The organism is Vibrio sp. 10N.261.52.A1 (assembly GCF_002876325.1).
In the GTDB taxonomy this organism is placed as follows: Bacteria; Pseudomonadota; Gammaproteobacteria; order Enterobacterales; family Vibrionaceae; genus Vibrio; species Vibrio chagasii.
Window position 1 is genome coordinate 1 of sequence record NZ_MCYD01000504.1, and the last position, 17,591, is coordinate 17,591.

17 protein-coding genes and 1 tRNA gene are annotated in these 17,591 nt (G+C 44.1%); 17 read left to right on the plus strand and 1 reads right to left on the minus strand.

The window, feature by feature from the left end:
- The first annotated feature begins 472 nt into the window (after positions 1–472).
- From cydA to BCT81_RS06280, 13 genes are all read left to right on the plus strand, one after another.
- Positions 473–2,059 (plus strand): cytochrome ubiquinol oxidase subunit I, encoded by a 1,587-nt coding sequence (gene cydA / locus BCT81_RS06220; RefSeq protein ID WP_102423549.1) that lies wholly within the window; start codon positions 473–475, stop codon positions 2,057–2,059.
- A 14-nt stretch (positions 2,060–2,073) separates the two neighbouring features.
- The gene (cydB, locus tag BCT81_RS06225) at positions 2,074–3,210 is read left to right on the plus strand and encodes a cytochrome d ubiquinol oxidase subunit II (RefSeq protein WP_008219929.1); all 1,137 of its coding nucleotides are present in this window, start codon (positions 2,074–2,076) and stop codon (positions 3,208–3,210) included.
- A 31-nt stretch (positions 3,211–3,241) separates the two neighbouring features.
- Positions 3,242–3,349, plus strand: a complete 108-nt coding sequence (cydX, locus tag BCT81_RS06230; RefSeq protein ID WP_000270284.1) for a cytochrome bd-I oxidase subunit CydX — start codon at positions 3,242–3,244, stop codon at positions 3,347–3,349.
- Positions 3,342–3,644 (plus strand): cyd operon protein YbgE, encoded by a 303-nt coding sequence (gene ybgE, locus BCT81_RS06235; protein WP_102423550.1) that lies wholly within the window; start codon positions 3,342–3,344, stop codon positions 3,642–3,644. The genes cydX and ybgE overlap by 8 nt, the downstream gene beginning before the upstream one ends.
- Positions 3,645–3,819: 175 nt before the next feature.
- Complete coding sequence (gene ybgC / locus BCT81_RS06240) at positions 3,820–4,257, plus strand: tol-pal system-associated acyl-CoA thioesterase (RefSeq protein ID WP_061032861.1); 438 nt, start codon at positions 3,820–3,822, stop codon at positions 4,255–4,257.
- Entirely contained in the window at positions 4,247–4,930 is a 684-nt protein-coding gene (gene tolQ, locus BCT81_RS06245) for a protein TolQ (protein WP_008219926.1), read from the plus strand. Before ybgC ends, tolQ begins: the two co-directional genes overlap by 11 nt.
- A 3-nt stretch (positions 4,931–4,933) precedes the next feature.
- On the plus strand, positions 4,934–5,377 hold the full coding sequence (tolR, locus tag BCT81_RS06250; RefSeq protein WP_004741086.1) for a protein TolR: 444 nt from the start codon (positions 4,934–4,936) through the stop codon (positions 5,375–5,377).
- A gap of 13 nt (positions 5,378–5,390) precedes the next feature.
- Positions 5,391–6,458, plus strand: a complete 1,068-nt coding sequence (gene tolA / locus BCT81_RS06255; protein ID WP_102423551.1) for a cell envelope integrity protein TolA — start codon at positions 5,391–5,393, stop codon at positions 6,456–6,458.
- Between the two features lie 12 nt (positions 6,459–6,470).
- A complete protein-coding gene (tolB, locus tag BCT81_RS06260) occupies positions 6,471–7,823 on the plus strand; it encodes a Tol-Pal system beta propeller repeat protein TolB (protein WP_004741084.1) in 1,353 nt (450 codons plus the stop codon).
- Positions 7,824–7,934: 111 nt separating this feature from the next.
- The gene (gene pal, locus BCT81_RS06265; RefSeq protein WP_004741083.1) at positions 7,935–8,477 is read left to right on the plus strand and encodes a peptidoglycan-associated lipoprotein Pal; all 543 of its coding nucleotides are present in this window, start codon (positions 7,935–7,937) and stop codon (positions 8,475–8,477) included.
- 33 nt (positions 8,478–8,510) lie between these two features.
- Complete coding sequence (gene ybgF, locus BCT81_RS06270; protein WP_004741081.1) at positions 8,511–9,296, plus strand: tol-pal system protein YbgF; 786 nt, start codon at positions 8,511–8,513, stop codon at positions 9,294–9,296.
- Between the two features lie 146 nt (positions 9,297–9,442).
- A complete protein-coding gene (nadA, locus tag BCT81_RS06275) occupies positions 9,443–10,504 on the plus strand; it encodes a quinolinate synthase NadA (protein ID WP_008219920.1) in 1,062 nt (353 codons plus the stop codon).
- Between the two features lie 176 nt (positions 10,505–10,680).
- The gene (locus tag BCT81_RS06280) at positions 10,681–11,715 is read left to right on the plus strand and encodes a potassium channel family protein (protein WP_102423552.1); all 1,035 of its coding nucleotides are present in this window, start codon (positions 10,681–10,683) and stop codon (positions 11,713–11,715) included.
- A 129-nt stretch (positions 11,716–11,844) separates the two neighbouring features.
- Here BCT81_RS06280 and BCT81_RS06285 read toward each other — a convergent pair whose 3' ends face one another.
- The gene (locus tag BCT81_RS06285; protein WP_061032856.1) at positions 11,845–12,414 is read right to left on the minus strand and encodes a UPF0149 family protein; all 570 of its coding nucleotides are present in this window, start codon (positions 12,412–12,414) and stop codon (positions 11,845–11,847) included.
- A 171-nt stretch (positions 12,415–12,585) separates the two neighbouring features.
- Between BCT81_RS06285 and BCT81_RS06290 the strand changes: the two genes are divergently transcribed.
- From BCT81_RS06290 to gltS, 4 genes are all read left to right on the plus strand, one after another.
- Positions 12,586–15,069, plus strand: coding sequence for a hybrid sensor histidine kinase/response regulator (locus BCT81_RS06290; RefSeq protein WP_102423553.1), 2,484 nt, complete (start codon positions 12,586–12,588; stop codon positions 15,067–15,069).
- A gap of 249 nt (positions 15,070–15,318) precedes the next feature.
- Positions 15,319–15,768, plus strand: coding sequence for an L-alanine exporter AlaE (locus BCT81_RS06295; protein WP_102423554.1), 450 nt, complete (start codon positions 15,319–15,321; stop codon positions 15,766–15,768).
- Between the two features lie 178 nt (positions 15,769–15,946).
- Positions 15,947–16,037 (plus strand) — tRNA-Ser (locus BCT81_RS06300).
- A 255-nt stretch (positions 16,038–16,292) separates the two neighbouring features.
- Positions 16,293–17,507 (plus strand): sodium/glutamate symporter, encoded by a 1,215-nt coding sequence (gene gltS, locus BCT81_RS06305; RefSeq protein WP_061032854.1) that lies wholly within the window; start codon positions 16,293–16,295, stop codon positions 17,505–17,507.
- Positions 17,508–17,591: the final 84 nt, after the last annotated feature.

Consider the following 17,591-nt stretch of genomic DNA (forward strand, 5'->3'; position numbering starts at 1 on the left):
TCGCTATAAAGCTCAAATAGGGTTGTTCAAAAATGAAAACTTTGATTTCAGCTTTGATTTGGCTAACAAAATTGAAATAAGTTGTCATATTTCTTGTTAATACTTTATGGGTAGTTGTGACTTGAATGTTGATGGTGTGCTGAGGTTTTGTCACAGGTATCATGCACCGTTATTAAGACAAGCCGAATTGGTGTGATTTTAATCATGTTTGTACAAAATTAACCCTATTTTGCACGAATAAATTTGATACAAATCAACGCAGGGTTCTCCCATAAACCTTTTGAAACATACTGATTTTACCAGTAATATTAGCGCCAGCTATATTAGCTCATGCTTAACAATAATCTAACTATAACGGTACGTTTTTGCTACAAATTTCAAGTTGTAATAACAATTCTACAAATTGTTTTAACATGGATTTTTGAGGTGAATAATCACACAAGTGTCATTCAGCCGACACAAAGGAGTTACCATGATTGATGTTGTTGATCTGTCGCGATTGCAGTTTGCATTTACAGCGATGTATCACTTCCTATTTGTTCCACTGACTTTAGGTATGGCATTTCTACTTGCCATCATGGAGTCTGTTTATGTAATGACTGGCAAGCAAATTTACAAGGACATGACCAAGTTCTGGGGTAAATTGTTTGGTATTAACTTTGCTCTTGGTGTAGCGACAGGCTTAACCATGGAGTTCCAGTTTGGTACTAACTGGTCTTACTATTCTCACTATGTTGGCGACATCTTTGGTGCTCCGCTAGCTATCGAAGCGCTTGTTGCATTCTTCCTAGAGTCTACTTTTGTTGGCCTTTTCTTCTTCGGTTGGGACAGACTGTCAAAGCGTCAGCACTTAGCGGTAACTTGGTTAGTAGCACTAGGCTCTAACTTCTCGGCGCTTTGGATCTTGGTAGCAAACGGCTGGATGCAAAACCCAGTGGGTGCGGAATTTAACTTTGAAACTATGCGTATGGAAATGGTGAGCTTCGCTGAAGTTGTACTAAACCCAGTAGCGCAAGTTAAATTCGTACACACAGTAGCGTCTGGTTACACAACGGGTGCGATGTTCATCCTTGGTATCAGCTCATACTACATTCTTAAAGGTCGTGACCTTGCCTTTGCTCGTCGTTCTTTCGCGATTGCAGCATCTTTCGGTATGGCGGCGATCTTGTCAGTCATCGTACTAGGTGATGAATCTGGTTACGAGCTTGGTGAAGTTCAGAAAGTGAAGCTAGCTGCAGTAGAAGCAGAGTGGCACACGGAAGAAGCACCAGCAGCATTTACTGTTTTTGGTATTCCTAACCAAGAAACAATGGATACTGACTACGCAATAAAGATCCCTTACGTAATGGGTATCATTGCAACGCGTTCTCTTGATAAAGAAGTAACGGGTCTACGTGAACTACGTGATGACCACGTTGATCGTATCCGTACTGGTATGTACGCTTACGAGCTTCTAGAAAAACTACGTGCAGGCGATAAATCTGAAGAAAACATGGCAGCGTTCGACGAAGTGAAAGGTGACCTAGGTTACGGTCTACTTCTTAAGCGCTACACAGACAACGTTGTTGATGCAACAGAAGACCAAATCCAAATGGCTGCGGATGATTCTATCCCAACAGTTTGGCCTCTATTCTGGTCATTCCGTCTGATGGTTGCTTGTGGCTTCATCATGCTGTTTGTATTCGGTGCGGCGTTTGTTCAAACGTGTCGTCAGAAGATCGAACAGAAACCATGGGTACTTAAAGCAGCACTATTCTCAATCCCACTACCTTGGATTGCGATTGAAGCAGGTTGGTTCGTTGCTGAATTTGGTCGTCAACCATGGGCGGTTGGTGAAATCCTACCGGTTAACGTTGCTGCATCAGCACTAACTATTGAACAGCTATGGACTTCTCTATTCGCTATCTTGGCACTGTACACAGTGTTCCTGATTGCAGAAGTTTACCTGATGCTGAAATTCGCACGTAAAGGTCCAAGTAGCTTGAAGACAGGCCGTTACCACTTCGAACAAAACGATAACTCTGTTGAAGACAAAGTTAGCCGTTCAGTTGAAGTATAAGTGAGGGAATATTAATGTTTGATTACGAAAGCTTACGACTTATTTGGTGGATCCTAATCGGTGTATTGCTGGTAGGTTTCGCAGTAACTGATGGCTTTGATATGGGTGTTGCAGCACTTTCACCGGTTATCGGTAAGAGTGACACTGAACGTCGTATCATGCTGAACACGATTGCCCCTCACTGGGATGGTAACCAAGTTTGGTTAATCACGGCTGGTGGTGCACTGTTCGCCGCTTGGCCACTGGTTTACGCAACGTCTTTCTCTGGCTTCTACTTTGCTATGTACGTGACTCTAGCAGCGCTTTGGCTACGTCCACTGGCTCTAGATTACCGTTCTAAGATTGAAGAGCCAAAATGGCGTAAAGCGTGGGACTACGCACTTTGCTTTAGTGGCACAGTTCCGCCAATCATCTTTGGTGTAGCATTTGGTAACCTTCTACAAGGTGTTCCATTTGACCTGAACGACCTAATGATGTCTAAGTACCACGGTACATTCTTTGCTCTGCTAAACCCGTTTGCATTGCTATGTGGTGTATTGGCTCTGATGTTGTTCGTGACGCAAGGTGCAACATGGCTACAAATGAAGACAACAGAAGCGCTGCACGCTCGTGCTCGTAACGTTGCTCAGATCACAGGCCTGATCTCAATTGTTCTATTTGTTATTGGTGGCTTCTGGGTTCAATCTATCGAAGGCTATGTAATTACAAGTACGATTGACACGTTCGCAGACTCTAACCCGCTAAACAAAGAAGTATCACTTCAAGTTGGCGCGTGGATGACAAACTTCGAGACTTACCCAGCAATGTGGGCAGCACCGATTCTTGGTGTGGTTATGCCACTGTTCGCTGTGATTGCATCTCGTCTTGAGCGCGGTGGTTTTGCTTTCTTATTCTCGAGCCTATCTAACGCTGGTGTTATCTTAACGGCTGGTTTTGCAATGTTCCCATTCGTAATGCCATCAAGCCTGAACCCTGACCATAGTTTGACTATGTGGGATTCAACAGCGAGTGAGCTGACACTTGGTCTAATGACTGCAGTTGCGGCGGTAATGGTTCCTGTGATTCTTGGCTACACAACTTGGACATACTACAAAATGTTCGGTCGCCTAGATAAGAAACACATCGAAGATAACGACGTTTCAGCTTACTAAGCTAGAAGTGCAATAACTTAGGAGAAATTTTATGTGGTATTTCGCATGGATTTTGGGTGTACTTCTAGCATGTGCATTCGGCATCATCAATGCTCTATGGCTTGAGCATTCTGAAATGATGGACAAAGACAGTGAGTAATCTCGCAGAACAAGTCGCTAAGCTGCATCGACCAATGGACAAGACTCTCTTAAGAGCTTTGTCCCTAATATTGGGTTTCATGCATGTTGGTTTAGTGATGTGGGATCCTGAAGCGTATGCAGAAAGCATCGGTGGATTTAACGCGATCATCGGGCCTATGTTTATTTGGGCAGTATGCTCAAGCATGGTTTACGGTGTTGGGTTTAAACCGAGAGCTTGGATGTGGCAACTACTGTTTAGCCCATACGTTTCACTCACCATTCTGCTCTACCTAACGGTGCTGCGCCTTCTATAAAATAGGTTTGGTTTAGGTTCTCATTGAACGTGAGCCTTTGTACTTGTTGGGTTTTTAGTCAAAAAGAGGTCATCTTATACAGATGGCCTTTTTTTTCGTCTATTAAATCAAAAAATTCACAGCCATATACTATTAATGATAAGGAGTTAGGTTATAGTGATGTCTTTATCGATTTTTGGTTTGTGGTATCAATTTGCAGGGATTATCTAAGCCGTTTACGTGGCCAGTAACCGTATATTACGAAGACACCGACGCAGGTGGCGTGGTGTACCACTCGAATTATCTCAAGTTCTTCGAGCGTGCTCGAACTGAGATGCTGCGCTCAATTGGCGTTTCTCAACAAGTATTATTAGAACAAAACATCGGTTTTGTAGTCCGACATATGGATATTGATTTCATTCAAGGCGCACGTCTTGATGATTCTTTACAAGTCATTACAAATATTTACGAGTTAAAGCGAGCTACCTTAGTCTTCTGTCAAGAGATCGTAAATCCTGATGGCAAAGCATTGTGTAAAGCAATGGTTAAGGTAGCATGTATCGACAATCAAAAAATGAAACCCAAGGCAATGCCAACATTTATTCTTACGGAGCTAACGAATAGTGACTGCTGAAATCTCAATCTTAGGCCTAATTCTAGAAGCTAGTTTACTAGTAAAAATGGTCATGCTGACTCTTATGGGCATGTCTGTCGTTTCTTGGGCAATGATCATAAAAAGAAGTAAAGTGCTATCTCAAGCTTCTAAACAAGCAGAAGTCTTCGAAGATAAATTTTGGTCTGGTGTTGATTTGGCTAAGTTGTACCAAGAGAGCAATAAACGTAAAGACGAGCTTTCTGGTACAGAAGAGATTTTCTACGCAGGCTTTACTGAATTTGCACGCCTTCGTAAATCTAATGCGACATCTCCCGACTTCATTATGGAAGGCACTGGCCGTGCAATGCGCGTAGCCGTGGCTCGTGAAGTGGATGAACTAGAAACTAACTTACCTTTCTTGGCGACTGTTGGTTCTATCAGCCCATACATCGGCCTGTTCGGTACCGTTTGGGGTATCATGCACTCATTCATCGCGTTAGGTGAAGTGAAGCAAGCGACATTAGCAATGGTAGCACCAGGTATTGCAGAAGCTCTGATCGCAACTGCAATGGGTCTATTCGCTGCGATTCCAGCTGTAATGGCATACAACCGCTTTAGCAGCAGTGTTGGTAAGCTAGAACATAACTACGCGACTTTCTCTGAAGAGTTCCACAGCATTCTTCACCGTCAAGCGATGGCTGGCAGGGAATAATAGATGGCTGGATACCAACCTAAAAAACGCAAAATGACAGCTGAGATTAACGTCGTACCTTATATCGACGTTATGCTTGTATTGCTGATCATTTTCATGGTGACGTCACCGTTTGTAACTCAGGGTGTGGATGTTGAGCTGCCACAGGCGTCTACTGCGAAGTCAGCGCAAGATTTATTAGGTGATGACAACGCGAGTTTCATTATCGTTGAGGTGAATAAAGATGGTGAGCTTGGCCTAAGCGTTAACGACGAAGAGGTACAACGAGGTCTATCATTGGAAGACATCATCGTTCGAGTAAAAGCTGAACTGTCTTTGAAACCGAACTCTCCAGTAGCGGTGGGTGGCGACGCTGCGACTCCTTATGCTGAAGTGGTTTTATTACTTGATGAATTAAGCCGTGCAGGTGTGCCAAAGGTTGGCCTTTTAACGGATATAAGGGAATAGCTCCGTAGCATTCATGAAAGCGAATAATAAAAAATCCAACAGTTTCAAAAAGCCGCTTCTAATTTCACTTGGGCTGCACGTAGTCTTATTCGTTGCACTCATATGGGGAGCGGACTTTACTATGTCTGAACCTAAGCCTACTGGGCAGATGGTGCAGGCTGTAGTTATTGACCCTCAATTGGTTCGTCAACAAGCTCAACAAATTCGTCAACAACGTGAAGCGGCGAGTAAGAAAGAGCAAGAGCGCTTAGACAAGCTTCGACGCGAAAGTGAAAGGCTAGAAAAGAATCGTAAGGCTGAAGAAGAAAACATCCGTAAGCTAAAAGAGCAACAAGCGAAGGATGCGAAAGCCGCACGAGAAGCAGAAAAGCGACGTGTCGAAAACGAAAAAAAACGCAAAGCTGAACAAGCCCGTTTAGAACAAGAGAAGAAGAAAGCTGCTAAAGCAGAAGCAGACCGCAAGTTAAAAGAGGCGGCTCTGGTGAAAGCAGAGCAAGAGCGTAAAGCGAAAGAAGCAGCGATTGCAAAAGCGGAACAAGAACGTGTGGCAAAAGAAAAAGCTGCGCAAGAAGCCGCTGAAAAAGCTCGTAAAGAAAAAGAAGCCGCTGAACGTGCTGAGAAGCAACGTATAGCGAAAGAGAAAGAAGCCGAAGCTGCAGCAGAGAAAGCACGTAAAGCAAAAGAGGCGGCAGCCAGGGCTGAGAAAGAGCGCAAACAGCAAGAAGCTGCACTGAACGATATCTTTGCAGGCCTTGAAACTGAAGCGACTCAAAACTCTTCGGCAAGACAACAATTTATTAGTGATGAAGCACAGCGTTACGGTGCAATTTATACCCAGTTGATTCAGCAAAACCTGTTGTTAGAAGACAGCTACCGAGGCCGCTCATGCAGAGTGAACCTTAAGCTTATTCCAACAGGATCAAATGCTATTTTGGGTAGCCTAAGCATATTGGATGGCGATAGCCGTCTATGTGCAGCAACCAAACGCGCGGTGGCACAGGTACAGTCTTACCCACTGCCTAAAGACCCAGATATTGTGAAATCACTAAAAGACATTAATTTAACGGTATCACCAGAGTAAAAGGACGAACTTGTGTTAAAGAAACTATTACTGAGTTTTGTTTTTGTAATAGCGACAAGCAGCCAGTTTGCGCATGCAGCACTGGAGCTGGTTATTACAGATGGTATTAACTCTGCACGACCTATCGCTATCGTACCTTTCCGCTGGGAAGGTGCTGAACCACTACCACACGATGTGTCAGCGGTTATCGCTTCTGACTTACAGCGTAGTGGTAAATTCAGCCCAGTTGCGACAAGCAAAATGCCTCAAACGCCTTACAGCGAAACAGAGGTAAACTTTGATGCTTGGACTAACCTAGGCGTTGATTCACTATTAACTGGTAGCATCACAAAAAATGCCGAAGGGCAGTACGTGGTGAATTACCAACTGATCGATATTGTTCGTGGCCAGTTAACGAAAGGCCAAAGCCGCGCGCTAAGCGATGAAGGTCAATTGGTGCTTTCTAAAGATCACGTGTTGTTCAACAAGAAAGCGACCGTACCTGGTAAGCGCTTAAGAGAGTACGCACACCGTATCTCTGATTTGGTATATGAAGAGCTAACAGGTGAGAAAGGCGCGTTTTTAACTCGCATCTCTTACGTTGTTGTGAATGACAAAGACAAATACCCGTACCAGCTTCGTGTAGCAGACTACGATGGTTTCAATGAGCGCCTAGTACTTCGCTCTAAGCAACCTCTAATGTCTCCAGCATGGTCTCCAGATGGCAAAAAGCTTGCTTACGTGAGCTTCCAGAATGGCCAAGCTGAAATCTTCATCATGAATATTTACACGGGTGAGCGTGAGAAAGTTACGTCATACCCTCGTCATAATGGTGCGCCAAGATTCTCTCCTGATGGTAAAAAGCTCGCGCTAGTATTGTCGAAAACAGGCAGCCTTCAGGTGTATACACTTGACCTAGCAAGTCGTAAGCTGACTCAAATTACCCGCGGCCGTTCGAATAATACGGAACCATTCTGGCATCCAGACGGTAAGTCTCTTATCTTTACGTCTGATCGTGGTGGTAAACCTCAGATATATAATGTAAATTTGTCAAATAATTCGACATCTCGTATTACTTGGCAAGGTAGCCAAAACTTAGGTGGCCAGATTACCCCTGATGGACGATTCCTGATCATGGTTAATCGCAGCAACTCAGGCTTTAACTTGGCTAAGCAGGATTTGGAAACTGGTGCGGTTCAAGTACTAACGAAAACATTGTTAGATGAGTCTCCAAGTATTGCACCAAATGGAGGTATGGTTATCTATAGCTCTATTTACAACAAGACGAACGTACTATCGATGGTTTCTATCGATGGCCGTTTTAAAGCTAGATTACCGGCTACCAACGGACGTGTAAGAGCGCCTGCATGGTCTCCGTTCCTCTAGGACGAGTCACATATTCTTTTAGCTATTGATAGTGTTAACTATTGTGGCATTTAACTATCTATAGCACTTAGTCGCTGTAGAAACTAAGTTTGATAACGTAAGGAAAAAACGATGCAACTTAATAAAGTTCTTAAAGGCTTAATGATTGCACTACCAGTGATGGCAGTAACGGCATGTAGCTCAACTGATGAAGCAACATCTGCAACATCTGGTACTGAAAGCAACCAAACTACTTCTGGTTCAGAAGGCAACGTAGATACAACTGTTGTAACGCCAATTGACGCTAACGGTCAACTGTCTGAGCAAGAGCTTAAAGAGCAAGCACTACGTGAAACTCAAACAATCTACTTCGCATTCGATAACTCTACTATCGCTGGCGACTACGAAGAAATGCTAGCAGCTCACGCAGCTTACCTAGTTAAGAACGTAGACATGAAAGTAACTATCGAAGGTCACGCTGACGAGCGCGGTACTCCAGAGTACAACATCGCACTTGGCGAGCGTCGTGCACAAGCTGTAGCAAAATACCTACAAGCTCTAGGTGTTCAAGCTGACCAAATCTCTATCGTAAGCTACGGTGAAGAGAAGCCACTTCTTCTAGGTCAATCTGAAGATGTGTACGCTAAAAACCGTCGCGCAGTACTAGTTTACTAATCCTAGTAAGCTATTTAATTGAGGAATTGCCTCATGTTCAGTAACACAAAGCGAGTCATTTTGCTTTCGTTACTGGCAAGTGCAGCGAACACTGCGTTCGCTGCACCAGCTCCAGTATCCGATCTCAATAGCACCGCAACCAATTCAACTTCTTCTTCCTCTCGATCAGCATCTAACGAATCAGATATTGAGCGTTTAGAGCGCCTGCTTCAAAATCGCAATCTTGTTCAGCTTCAAATGCAACAGCAAATGGACGATATGGCACTGGAAATCAGTGAGCTTCGTGGTGAGCTAGAACGCAACAGTTACGATATGAAACAAATGCTAGAGCGCCAACGTGAACTCTTTATCGAGCTTGATCGCGTAAGAGGTGAGGTGAAAGCAGCAGGTACCGCAACAGTAGCAGTAGCCGCGAGCGAAGGCTCTAAAGAAGCTTCTGGTACGTTCAGTACTGATGTTGATGAGCAGACTGCTTATCAAAATGCTGTAGACATGATTCTCAAGCAACGAGACTACACGGGTGCGATTGCTGCATTCCAACAGTTTCAAAAAGACTTCCCAGATTCTACCTTTACACCTAACTCTCATTACTGGTTAGGTCAGCTTTATTTTGCTAAGAAGCAGGATAAAGAAGCTGTGAAGAGCTTTGCCGCTGTTGTGTCGTACAAAGACTCAAACAAGCGAGCGGACGCACTGGTTAAGCTTGGTGACATAGCAGCGCGCAATAACAATGCGGCGCAAGCTAAGAAATATTACCAACAAGTCGTTACCGAGTACCCAAACAGTGCTTCGGCCAAAGTGGCACAAACCCACTTATAAAATCAAATAGAGGTGCCAAGGCGCCTCTTTTTTATACCCGCTTCAATACCCAATCGTGCTTGCTTACAACTAATCCTTTTTGATCCTCATGCCTGTCCTGTGTAGAATACTCGGATTCTCGGAAGAAGTTGCGTAGAGCAAGAGCAATGAGTCATATACTAGATAAAATCGATACAGTTTACCCGTTTCCGCCTAAGCCAGTTCCACTGAGCGACGCTCAGAAGCAGGCCCATATCGCGAACATCAAAAAACTACTTCAAGAAAAAGATGCAGTTCTAATTGCACACTACTACACAGATCCTGAAATTCAGGCTCTGGCAGAAGAAACTGGTGGTTTCGTTGGCGATTCATTAGAAATGGCTAAATTCGGTAACCGTCACTCAGCAAGCACTTTGATCATCGCAGGTGTTCGTTTCATGGGAGAGTCTGCAAAGATCCTTACTCCTGAAAAACGCATTCTCATGCCGACGCTTGAAGCAGAATGTTCACTTGACCTTGGCTGTCCTGCTGATAAATTCACAGAATTTTGTGATGCTCATCCTGACCACACTGTCGTTGTATACGCGAACACCTCTGCGGCTGTTAAAGCTCGTGCAGATTGGGTGGTGACGTCGAGCATTGCTCTAGAAATCGTTGAAAGCCTAGACGCTGAAGGCAAACCAATTATTTGGGGCCCTGACCGCCACTTAGGTTCTTATATCGCGAATCAAACCGGCGCTGACATGTTGCTTTGGCAAGGTGAGTGTATCGTTCATGATGAGTTCTCTGCTGATGCATTGAAGAAAATGAAGTCGGTATACCCTGAAGCTGCAATTCTTGTGCACCCAGAGTCTCCAGCAAGCGTTGTTGAGCTGGCTGATGCCGTTGGTTCTACTAGCCAATTAATCAAGAAAGCGAAAGAGCTGCCTCATCCACAGATGATTGTCGCGACAGACAAAGGCATCTTCTTCAAGATGCAACAACTGGTTCCTGAAAAAGAGCTGATTGAAGCACCAACGGCTGGTGCTGGTGCAACTTGTCGTAGCTGTGCACACTGCCCTTGGATGGCGATGAATGGCCTTGAAGCGATTGAAAATGCGCTTGAGAATGGCGGTGAGCAACACGAAATCTTCGTTTCTGACGAGCTACGTGTTAAATCGCTTATCCCATTGAACCGTATGCTAGATTTCGCAGAGCAGCTAAACATGCAGGTAAAAGGCAACGCGTAAGCGGCTTATTTATCTGATTAAATTAAAAACCAGCCTATAGTGCTGGTTTTTTTGTGCCCAAAGATAACCTGATAAATATCAATCTTGTGAGCATGTATCTTTTTCTGATGATTCATCTTGTTGATATCGTGTATTTTTTCTAGCATATAAGTAAGATCGAAGGATTCGAGGCTCGAATGATAATCTGGTTACAACTCAAACGTTGGGTCAAAGCAAATATCTTTGTTTTGAATGGAAAAAACTTACTATTCACCTTCTTAGGCTACGTATTTCTGTCATGGTCGAGTTTGTATCTAGCGGGTGAAACAGCTCTAACTGGCTCGTTTACCACGTTCGCATATTACTTAGTGGTGACCGCTTCAACAGTAGGGTATGGCGACTTATCACCTACGACAGAAGCAGGGCAATGGATCGTTATACTGTTTGTGATTCCGGGGGGACTGAGTCTTTTCGCGGCCTTACTCGGCAAGGTTGCCACAGAAGGTGTTGAATATTGGCGAGCGGGCTTGTTAGGAAAAAGGAGAGTTAGAGTGGACAACCACATTTTGATGCTTGGATGGAATGAGCAAAGAACTATTCACCTCATTCGTATGTTGCAGCACGAAGAAACGGGCAGGCGACCAATTGTGTTATGTACGCGTTCAGATATTGAGAACCCGTTACCCGGTGAAATCAACTTCGTTAAAGTAAACAGCTACACAGATGGCAAAGAGATGGAAAAGACGGGTATTGAGTCAGCCAGTTGTATTCTGATTGATAACCCAGAAGATGATATTACCTTATCTGCCGCTCTTTACTGTGCCAACCGAAATCCAGAAGCACATCTGTTGGTTTATTTTAAAGATGAAGCATTGAGTGACTTGCTACATAAACATTGCCCAAACTCCGAATGTATTCCGGCAGTAGGCGCAGAGATGCTTGCAAAGGCTGCTGTTGATCCCGGTTCCAGTGCGCTGCACCAAGAACTACTCAGCTCGACACGTGGCATGACACAGTATTCGACTTATTACCCTCAAGACGCTGAGCCTGTGACCGTTGCGCCGATTTTCTCTGTGTTTAAAGAGAAGTATCAAGCGACCTTGATTGCGATAGACTCCGGAAATGGTATTGAGCTCAATCCAGAATTGGATCAAGTTGTCAGCAGTGGTACTAAGTTGTTCTATATTGCTGATGAGCGTATTGATGACTTTGATTGGAAAGGCTTTAAGTAACAAATCTTTTTGATGTGAGTGCTCTTCTACGTATTTGGAGTTTTTCGCGTTACTTAGGATGCTCTAATTAAAAAAGGCCTCATCGTGAGGCCTTTTGTTGTTTAGTTAAGGGCTTTTGTTGAATACTTTTTATTGAGCTTCAGCCAGTGCAATACCGCGCTGAGTTAGGCCGCAAAGCATCACAGGAACCGCATTGAAGATCTCTTCAAACTGCTCTAAACCTTCAATGCCTTGTTCTGCAAGCGTAGCGATTGAAGTTTCTGGATCGTAAAGCATGCTAAGAGAAAGTAGAACGCCGCCAACAAGCGCGTTGTCTTCGCTATCTTCAGGCATTAGCGTTTCCCAATCATCACGAGCAATCTGCCAGCCTTGAAGTAAGCCTTCACAGAAATCACGAGCAGCAGTGTTAACCACTTCCTCCTCGTCTAATTGACAAGCTTCAGGCCAAACCCAAGTGCCTTCGATTAATTCTGGACGCGTTTTGTTCCAAAGCGCAATGATCACTTCAATGTAGCTTTCTAGTTGCTCGCCATCAGTGAAAGGAGCAACTTCTTCGCCACCCCAAAGGAACGGTAGCCACTCATGCGGGGTTAACACATTAGGCGCTGCAGCCATTGCAGTGACAAAGCCTATGGTTTTGTGTTCTGTGATTAGCTTTCCTTCCAACTCTGGAAGCGCAAGAATATCTTGTAAAGTCAAAGTGAGGTACCGTAAAAGGGAACATATTTGCGCTTATAGTACCAATGAACTTGTGCCAATCAAGCTTCAATCTAAAAAGGCTTGATGTCGTTGATGATAAACACTAGGTTTAACAGAAAAGAAAACAATAAAAGAATTATGCAGATACGGTCGTCCTTAAAGAAAAAAAGCATGGTAGCGCTTGGGTTATACCTTGCAATGTTTATCGCTATTGTCGGTAGTGTGACGTATTACGTCGTAGAATCCCCCGTGCGCGCCAAACTGCAGCAAAACCTCGACCTACGTACGCAATTGCTGTCTTCGTTGATTACAGAGCCACTCAGCAGCTCTCAAGGCTTTGTTGATAGTTTAGTTGGCTTTGCTCAGGCGCATCGTAAAGGCGAAGATGTTATCCCGCTGTTCAAGTCGATGTTAGCCGCGAGTGACGACACAATCGTCAGTGCTGGTATTTGGCCTGAACCTTACACGCTCGATCCCGATAAGTTGCTGAACAGTTACTTCTTCAACAAAGCTGACGATGGCAGCATCGACCAACTGTTTTCTTACAACAATCCTAAAAATGCCCCTTATCACGAAGAATACTGGTATACCTCAGTGGTCGATGAACCGCAGGGAACCATCTCATGGAGTGATGTCTACATCGATCCATATACACACGTTCGAATGATCACGGCGTCTTCGCCTTATTACTACGATGGCACCTTTGCGGGTATCGCGACGGTGGACCTCTCTTTAGAAGAGTTACTGGGTTTTATTAAGAACCATGCAGAAGAGTACAACCTTGGTATTACCTTGAGAGACAAGCTAAACCAAGTCTTGGTTTCTCATAACTTTAATCTCGTTGAAGGGATCTACATTAGTAGCAATCAATTCGGTGAATTTGGCTGGCAAGTCGATGTCGTTAACTCTAAATCGCGGGTAGCAGACGAAGTGTTTCGTCAGGTGATGAGTATCGAGGGTGGTATTGTGCCATTGTTGCTACTGTGTGTGATGGCGGGTTACTACTTACTTAACCGTTATTTAATCACTCCAATCACTAACATAGCCACTCAGGTTAACAGTTCAAAAGCCGGTGAGGTGATTGACGTTGATTATTCAAGTCATGATGAGATCGGCCACCTAATCAAAACCTTCAATGAGAAGACGGTATATCTCGAAGCAGAAAAAGTGAAAGCGCAAGCATCAACCAATGCAAAGACCGCTTTCCTTGCGACTCTGTCACACGAAATTCGTACCCCAATGAATGGTGTCTTGGGTACTGCACAAATTCTGCTGAAAACCCCGCTCAATGCTGAGCAAGAGAAGCACTTAAAGAGTCTGTATGAATCAGGCGATCACATGATGACCTTGCTGAACGAAATCTTGGACTTTTCAAAGATTGAGCAGGGTCGGTTAGACCTTGATGAGACGCGTTTCCCGCTGGATTCGATCATCGGCAGTATCAACAGTGTTTACTACACATTGTCTTCAGAGAAAGGGCTTCAATTTAAGGTCTATTCGGAAGTGCCTTCCGGTCGTTGGTACTTTTCCGACAAAGCTCGCTTGCGTCAAATCCTATTTAATCTCTTAAATAATGCGGTGAAGTTCACCTCACGCGGTTTTGTTGAGGTTTACCTTAAAGAGATGGTCGAGGGCAGCGATACTTACCTCAGCATCCGAGTTCGTGATACCGGCATCGGTATATCGAAAGAGGCGCAAAAGCGTATTTTTAAACCGTTTGAACAAGCGGAGTCTTCGACGACAAGACGTTTTGGTGGTACAGGGCTTGGCCTAGCCATTGTGAAGAAAATCACTCAACTTATGGATGGCAACATTACCGTCACCAGTGAGGAGGGGATAGGCACTAGCTTTGATGTACGTTTGAAAATTCAACCTTGTCAGCCTGGTGAAATAGAGAGCCTGCCACACAAGAAGTTAGATTATTCTGGTTTGAAGGTGCTGATCGTTGAAGACAATCGAACCAACACGGTAATCATTGAGACCTTTATGAATAGCAAGGGCTTTACTTGCAAGAGCGTTGAAAATGGTGAACTGGCGATACAGGCGCTAGTTGCTGAACGATTTGACCTCGTGTTGATGGATAACCACATGCCAGTCATGGACGGCGTAGAATCAACAACAGCCATTCGAGCGTTAATTGGTGAAGTGTCTTCAGTATTGATATTTGGTTGTACGGCTGATGTCTTCAAAGAGACTCGTGAACGTATGCTTGGGGCTGGAGTAGATTATATTATCGCTAAGCCGATTGATGAGCGTGAACTTGATGATGCCCTGTTCCGTTACTCTAATAAGTTGTATCAATATCATGAAACCAAAAGCCAGAATGAGAACGGGCCTTTAGTTGAGCCTGTGAGCTTAAACAGTCACGACGCTAGCCTTCATAAGAATAAGAGCCCAAGCCGCTCACTACCGAAACCTGATCTGCGCAACAAGGACAATACCGAAGAGCTACTCGTGACACTCTATGTCGCGTTAGAAGACAATAACCTAGACCTGATTCAGTCTGCGTTAGAAAGCCTACGTAAGCATGTCGAACCTATGGACAATGCTGAGCTTTCTTTTCAAGTCGATAAAGCGTTAGAACAGGTTTCTTTGGGCGCTCCGCCGACTCAAGATGTTATCAACATAATTACCGTGAACCTTCCCATGGCATAGTTGTTGTTTAATTACGGAAAGTTAATAACTAATCGTCTATATTTTGACCTTTATGTGATTTTTTGGTTGAAGTGACTGGTTTTTAAATGGTTTTTAGTTGTTAATTTACAACTTGATTTTTAATTTGAAATGTATGACTGCTAATCTTGTGTTTTAATAGCGACATTATCTGGTGGGGTGCGAAAGTGCCTTGTTTATATGTTGCCAAATCACTAAATAGGTAGTGATATATTTTAGGTTTAGCGCTCAATGAAGTCTCGTGGTCCATTTTGTATTCGTAACGCAGCGGCGGATACATTTGCTATGGTAGTTTTCTGTTTTATCTCCGGCATGATCGTAGAAGTGTTCATCTCTGGTATGACGTTCGAGCAATCTCTTGCTTCTCGAACGCTGTCGATTCCGGTAAATATTGCCATTGCATGGCCTTATGGCGTGTTCCGTGATTGGTTCTTGCGTAATGGTGCAAAGCTTTCACAAAGCTCGTTGATGAAAAACCTGTCAGACCTTATGGCTTATGTATTATTCCAGTCCCCAGTGTATGCTGGTATTTTGTTAGCTGTTGGTGCTTCAAGCGACCAGATCGTGACTGCGGTAACCAGTAACGCGGTGATCTCTTGTGGTATGGGCGTATTGTACGGTTACTTCTTAGATATGTGCCGTAAGTGGTTTAGAGTTCCAGGCTACTATCAACAAGCTTAAGAAAAGCAACAAGCGTAAGTGCAGCGAAAGAATGAAATTTGGTTTGTTTTTGATCTAATGAGTTAATTTGTAATCGAACAAACTTAAAAAGGCACTTTTTTTGATAATGCCCCTTGACCAAAGCAAGCAGAATCAATAAAGTAGCGCCTCGTTGAGTGACGAGCTCAACACAATTTGTGGAAGGATGGCTGAGTGGCTTAAGGCGCTCGCCTGGAAAGCGAGTATACGTTTATAGCGTATCTGGGGTTCAAATCCCCATCCTTCCACCACTATTCTAAACCCCAGCAGAAATGCTGGGGTTTTCTCGTTTTTGGGTGCCCAAATTTTTATCCCCTTCTTCTTTTCGAAACATTCCTTTATCAAATCCTTTTTGTGTTCGTCACTCCCACTGTTTATGTTGAAGCATTTTGATCCAGATTAGCGATTGATGTCACCGATAAACGCTTGATTTATCGCTGTGGATCTACAAGATTAAGAGTAAGCAACATTATGAATAACCTTAACTCTTAGGAATCTATCGCATCATGACAGAAACCCTCGTCTCTCCAATGCTCTCCTTTACTATAGCGATCTCATTACTGTTTATTGGTAAAGGCTTAATCGAGCGCTCTGAAGTATTAAGGAAGTATTCACTACCAGAGCCAGTTATTGGTGGCTTTGTTTGTGCCGCTACCGTCGCTGCGCTTTACTATCTCTTTGAAATCCAGATCACTTTTAGCCTCGATGTCAGAGACTTTCTGCTTCTCTACTTTTTTGCTGGTATTGGGCTACAAGCGGACATCAAGACGCTGGTAAAAGGTGGGCGGCCGCTGTTTATCCTGCTCTGTCTCGCGTCGACTTTTATTGTTCTTCAAAACGTGGTGGGTATGGCTGTCGCATCGGGTTTTGGTATGGATGCGAAAGCGGGCTTGTTGTCAGGCTCAATTAGCTTGATTGGCGGTGTTGGTACAACTCTAGCTTGGGCGCCAATGTTTGTGGAAGAGTTTGGTATTTCTAACGCGCTGGAGCTTGGTGTGGCGTCCAACACGGTGGGTTTGATTGCAGCCTGTGTCATTGGTGGCCCGATTGCCAACTACCTTCTCAATAAACATAAAGTGAGCCCTTCGAATGAAGAAGAGGTAACCGTTGGTGCTTACCAAGAGAGTGAAACAAAAATTGAGCTTAGTCATTACGGCGTTCTGTGGGCATGGTTGATTTTAAACCTGACGCTCATGCTGGGTTACAGCTTGAGTGAAGTTATCGACTCAATGGGTCTAAAGCTGCCGTTATTCGTGAGCTGTTTAATTGCGGGTATCTTAATCGGAAACGTTGGTCGGGCTTTGTTCAAGAAGCGTCGCACACAAGAAAAAATTGCCCAAGGTCGTAAAGGGTTGGCAATGATCTCTGATATCTGTCTGGGCATGTTCTTAACCATGGCATTGATGGGGCTGCGTATCTGGGACCTTGATGGGTTGTTTGGTTACATCTCAGTGATCATGAGTATCCAGATTCTACTTTCACTGCTGTTTACCATCTTTGTGGTTTATTACTTGATGGGAAGAAACTACGACTCAGTGGTGATATGTTCTGGCTTCGGAGGCATCACTTTAGGCTCGACTGCAACAGCGATTGTAAACATGACAGCCGTGACTCACCGCTATGGTGCAAGTCCACAAGCCTTTATCGTGGTGCCATTAGTGTGTGGTTTCTTTGTCGATTTGATCAATGCGCTGGTGATCAGTTTCTTTGTTGGGATGTAGTCTTTCTCCCGTCTATCTTGCTGAATAAAATAAGCCTAGCGTTGAAGCTGGGCTTTTTTTCTATCTATGTCTCGTCCTGAAATG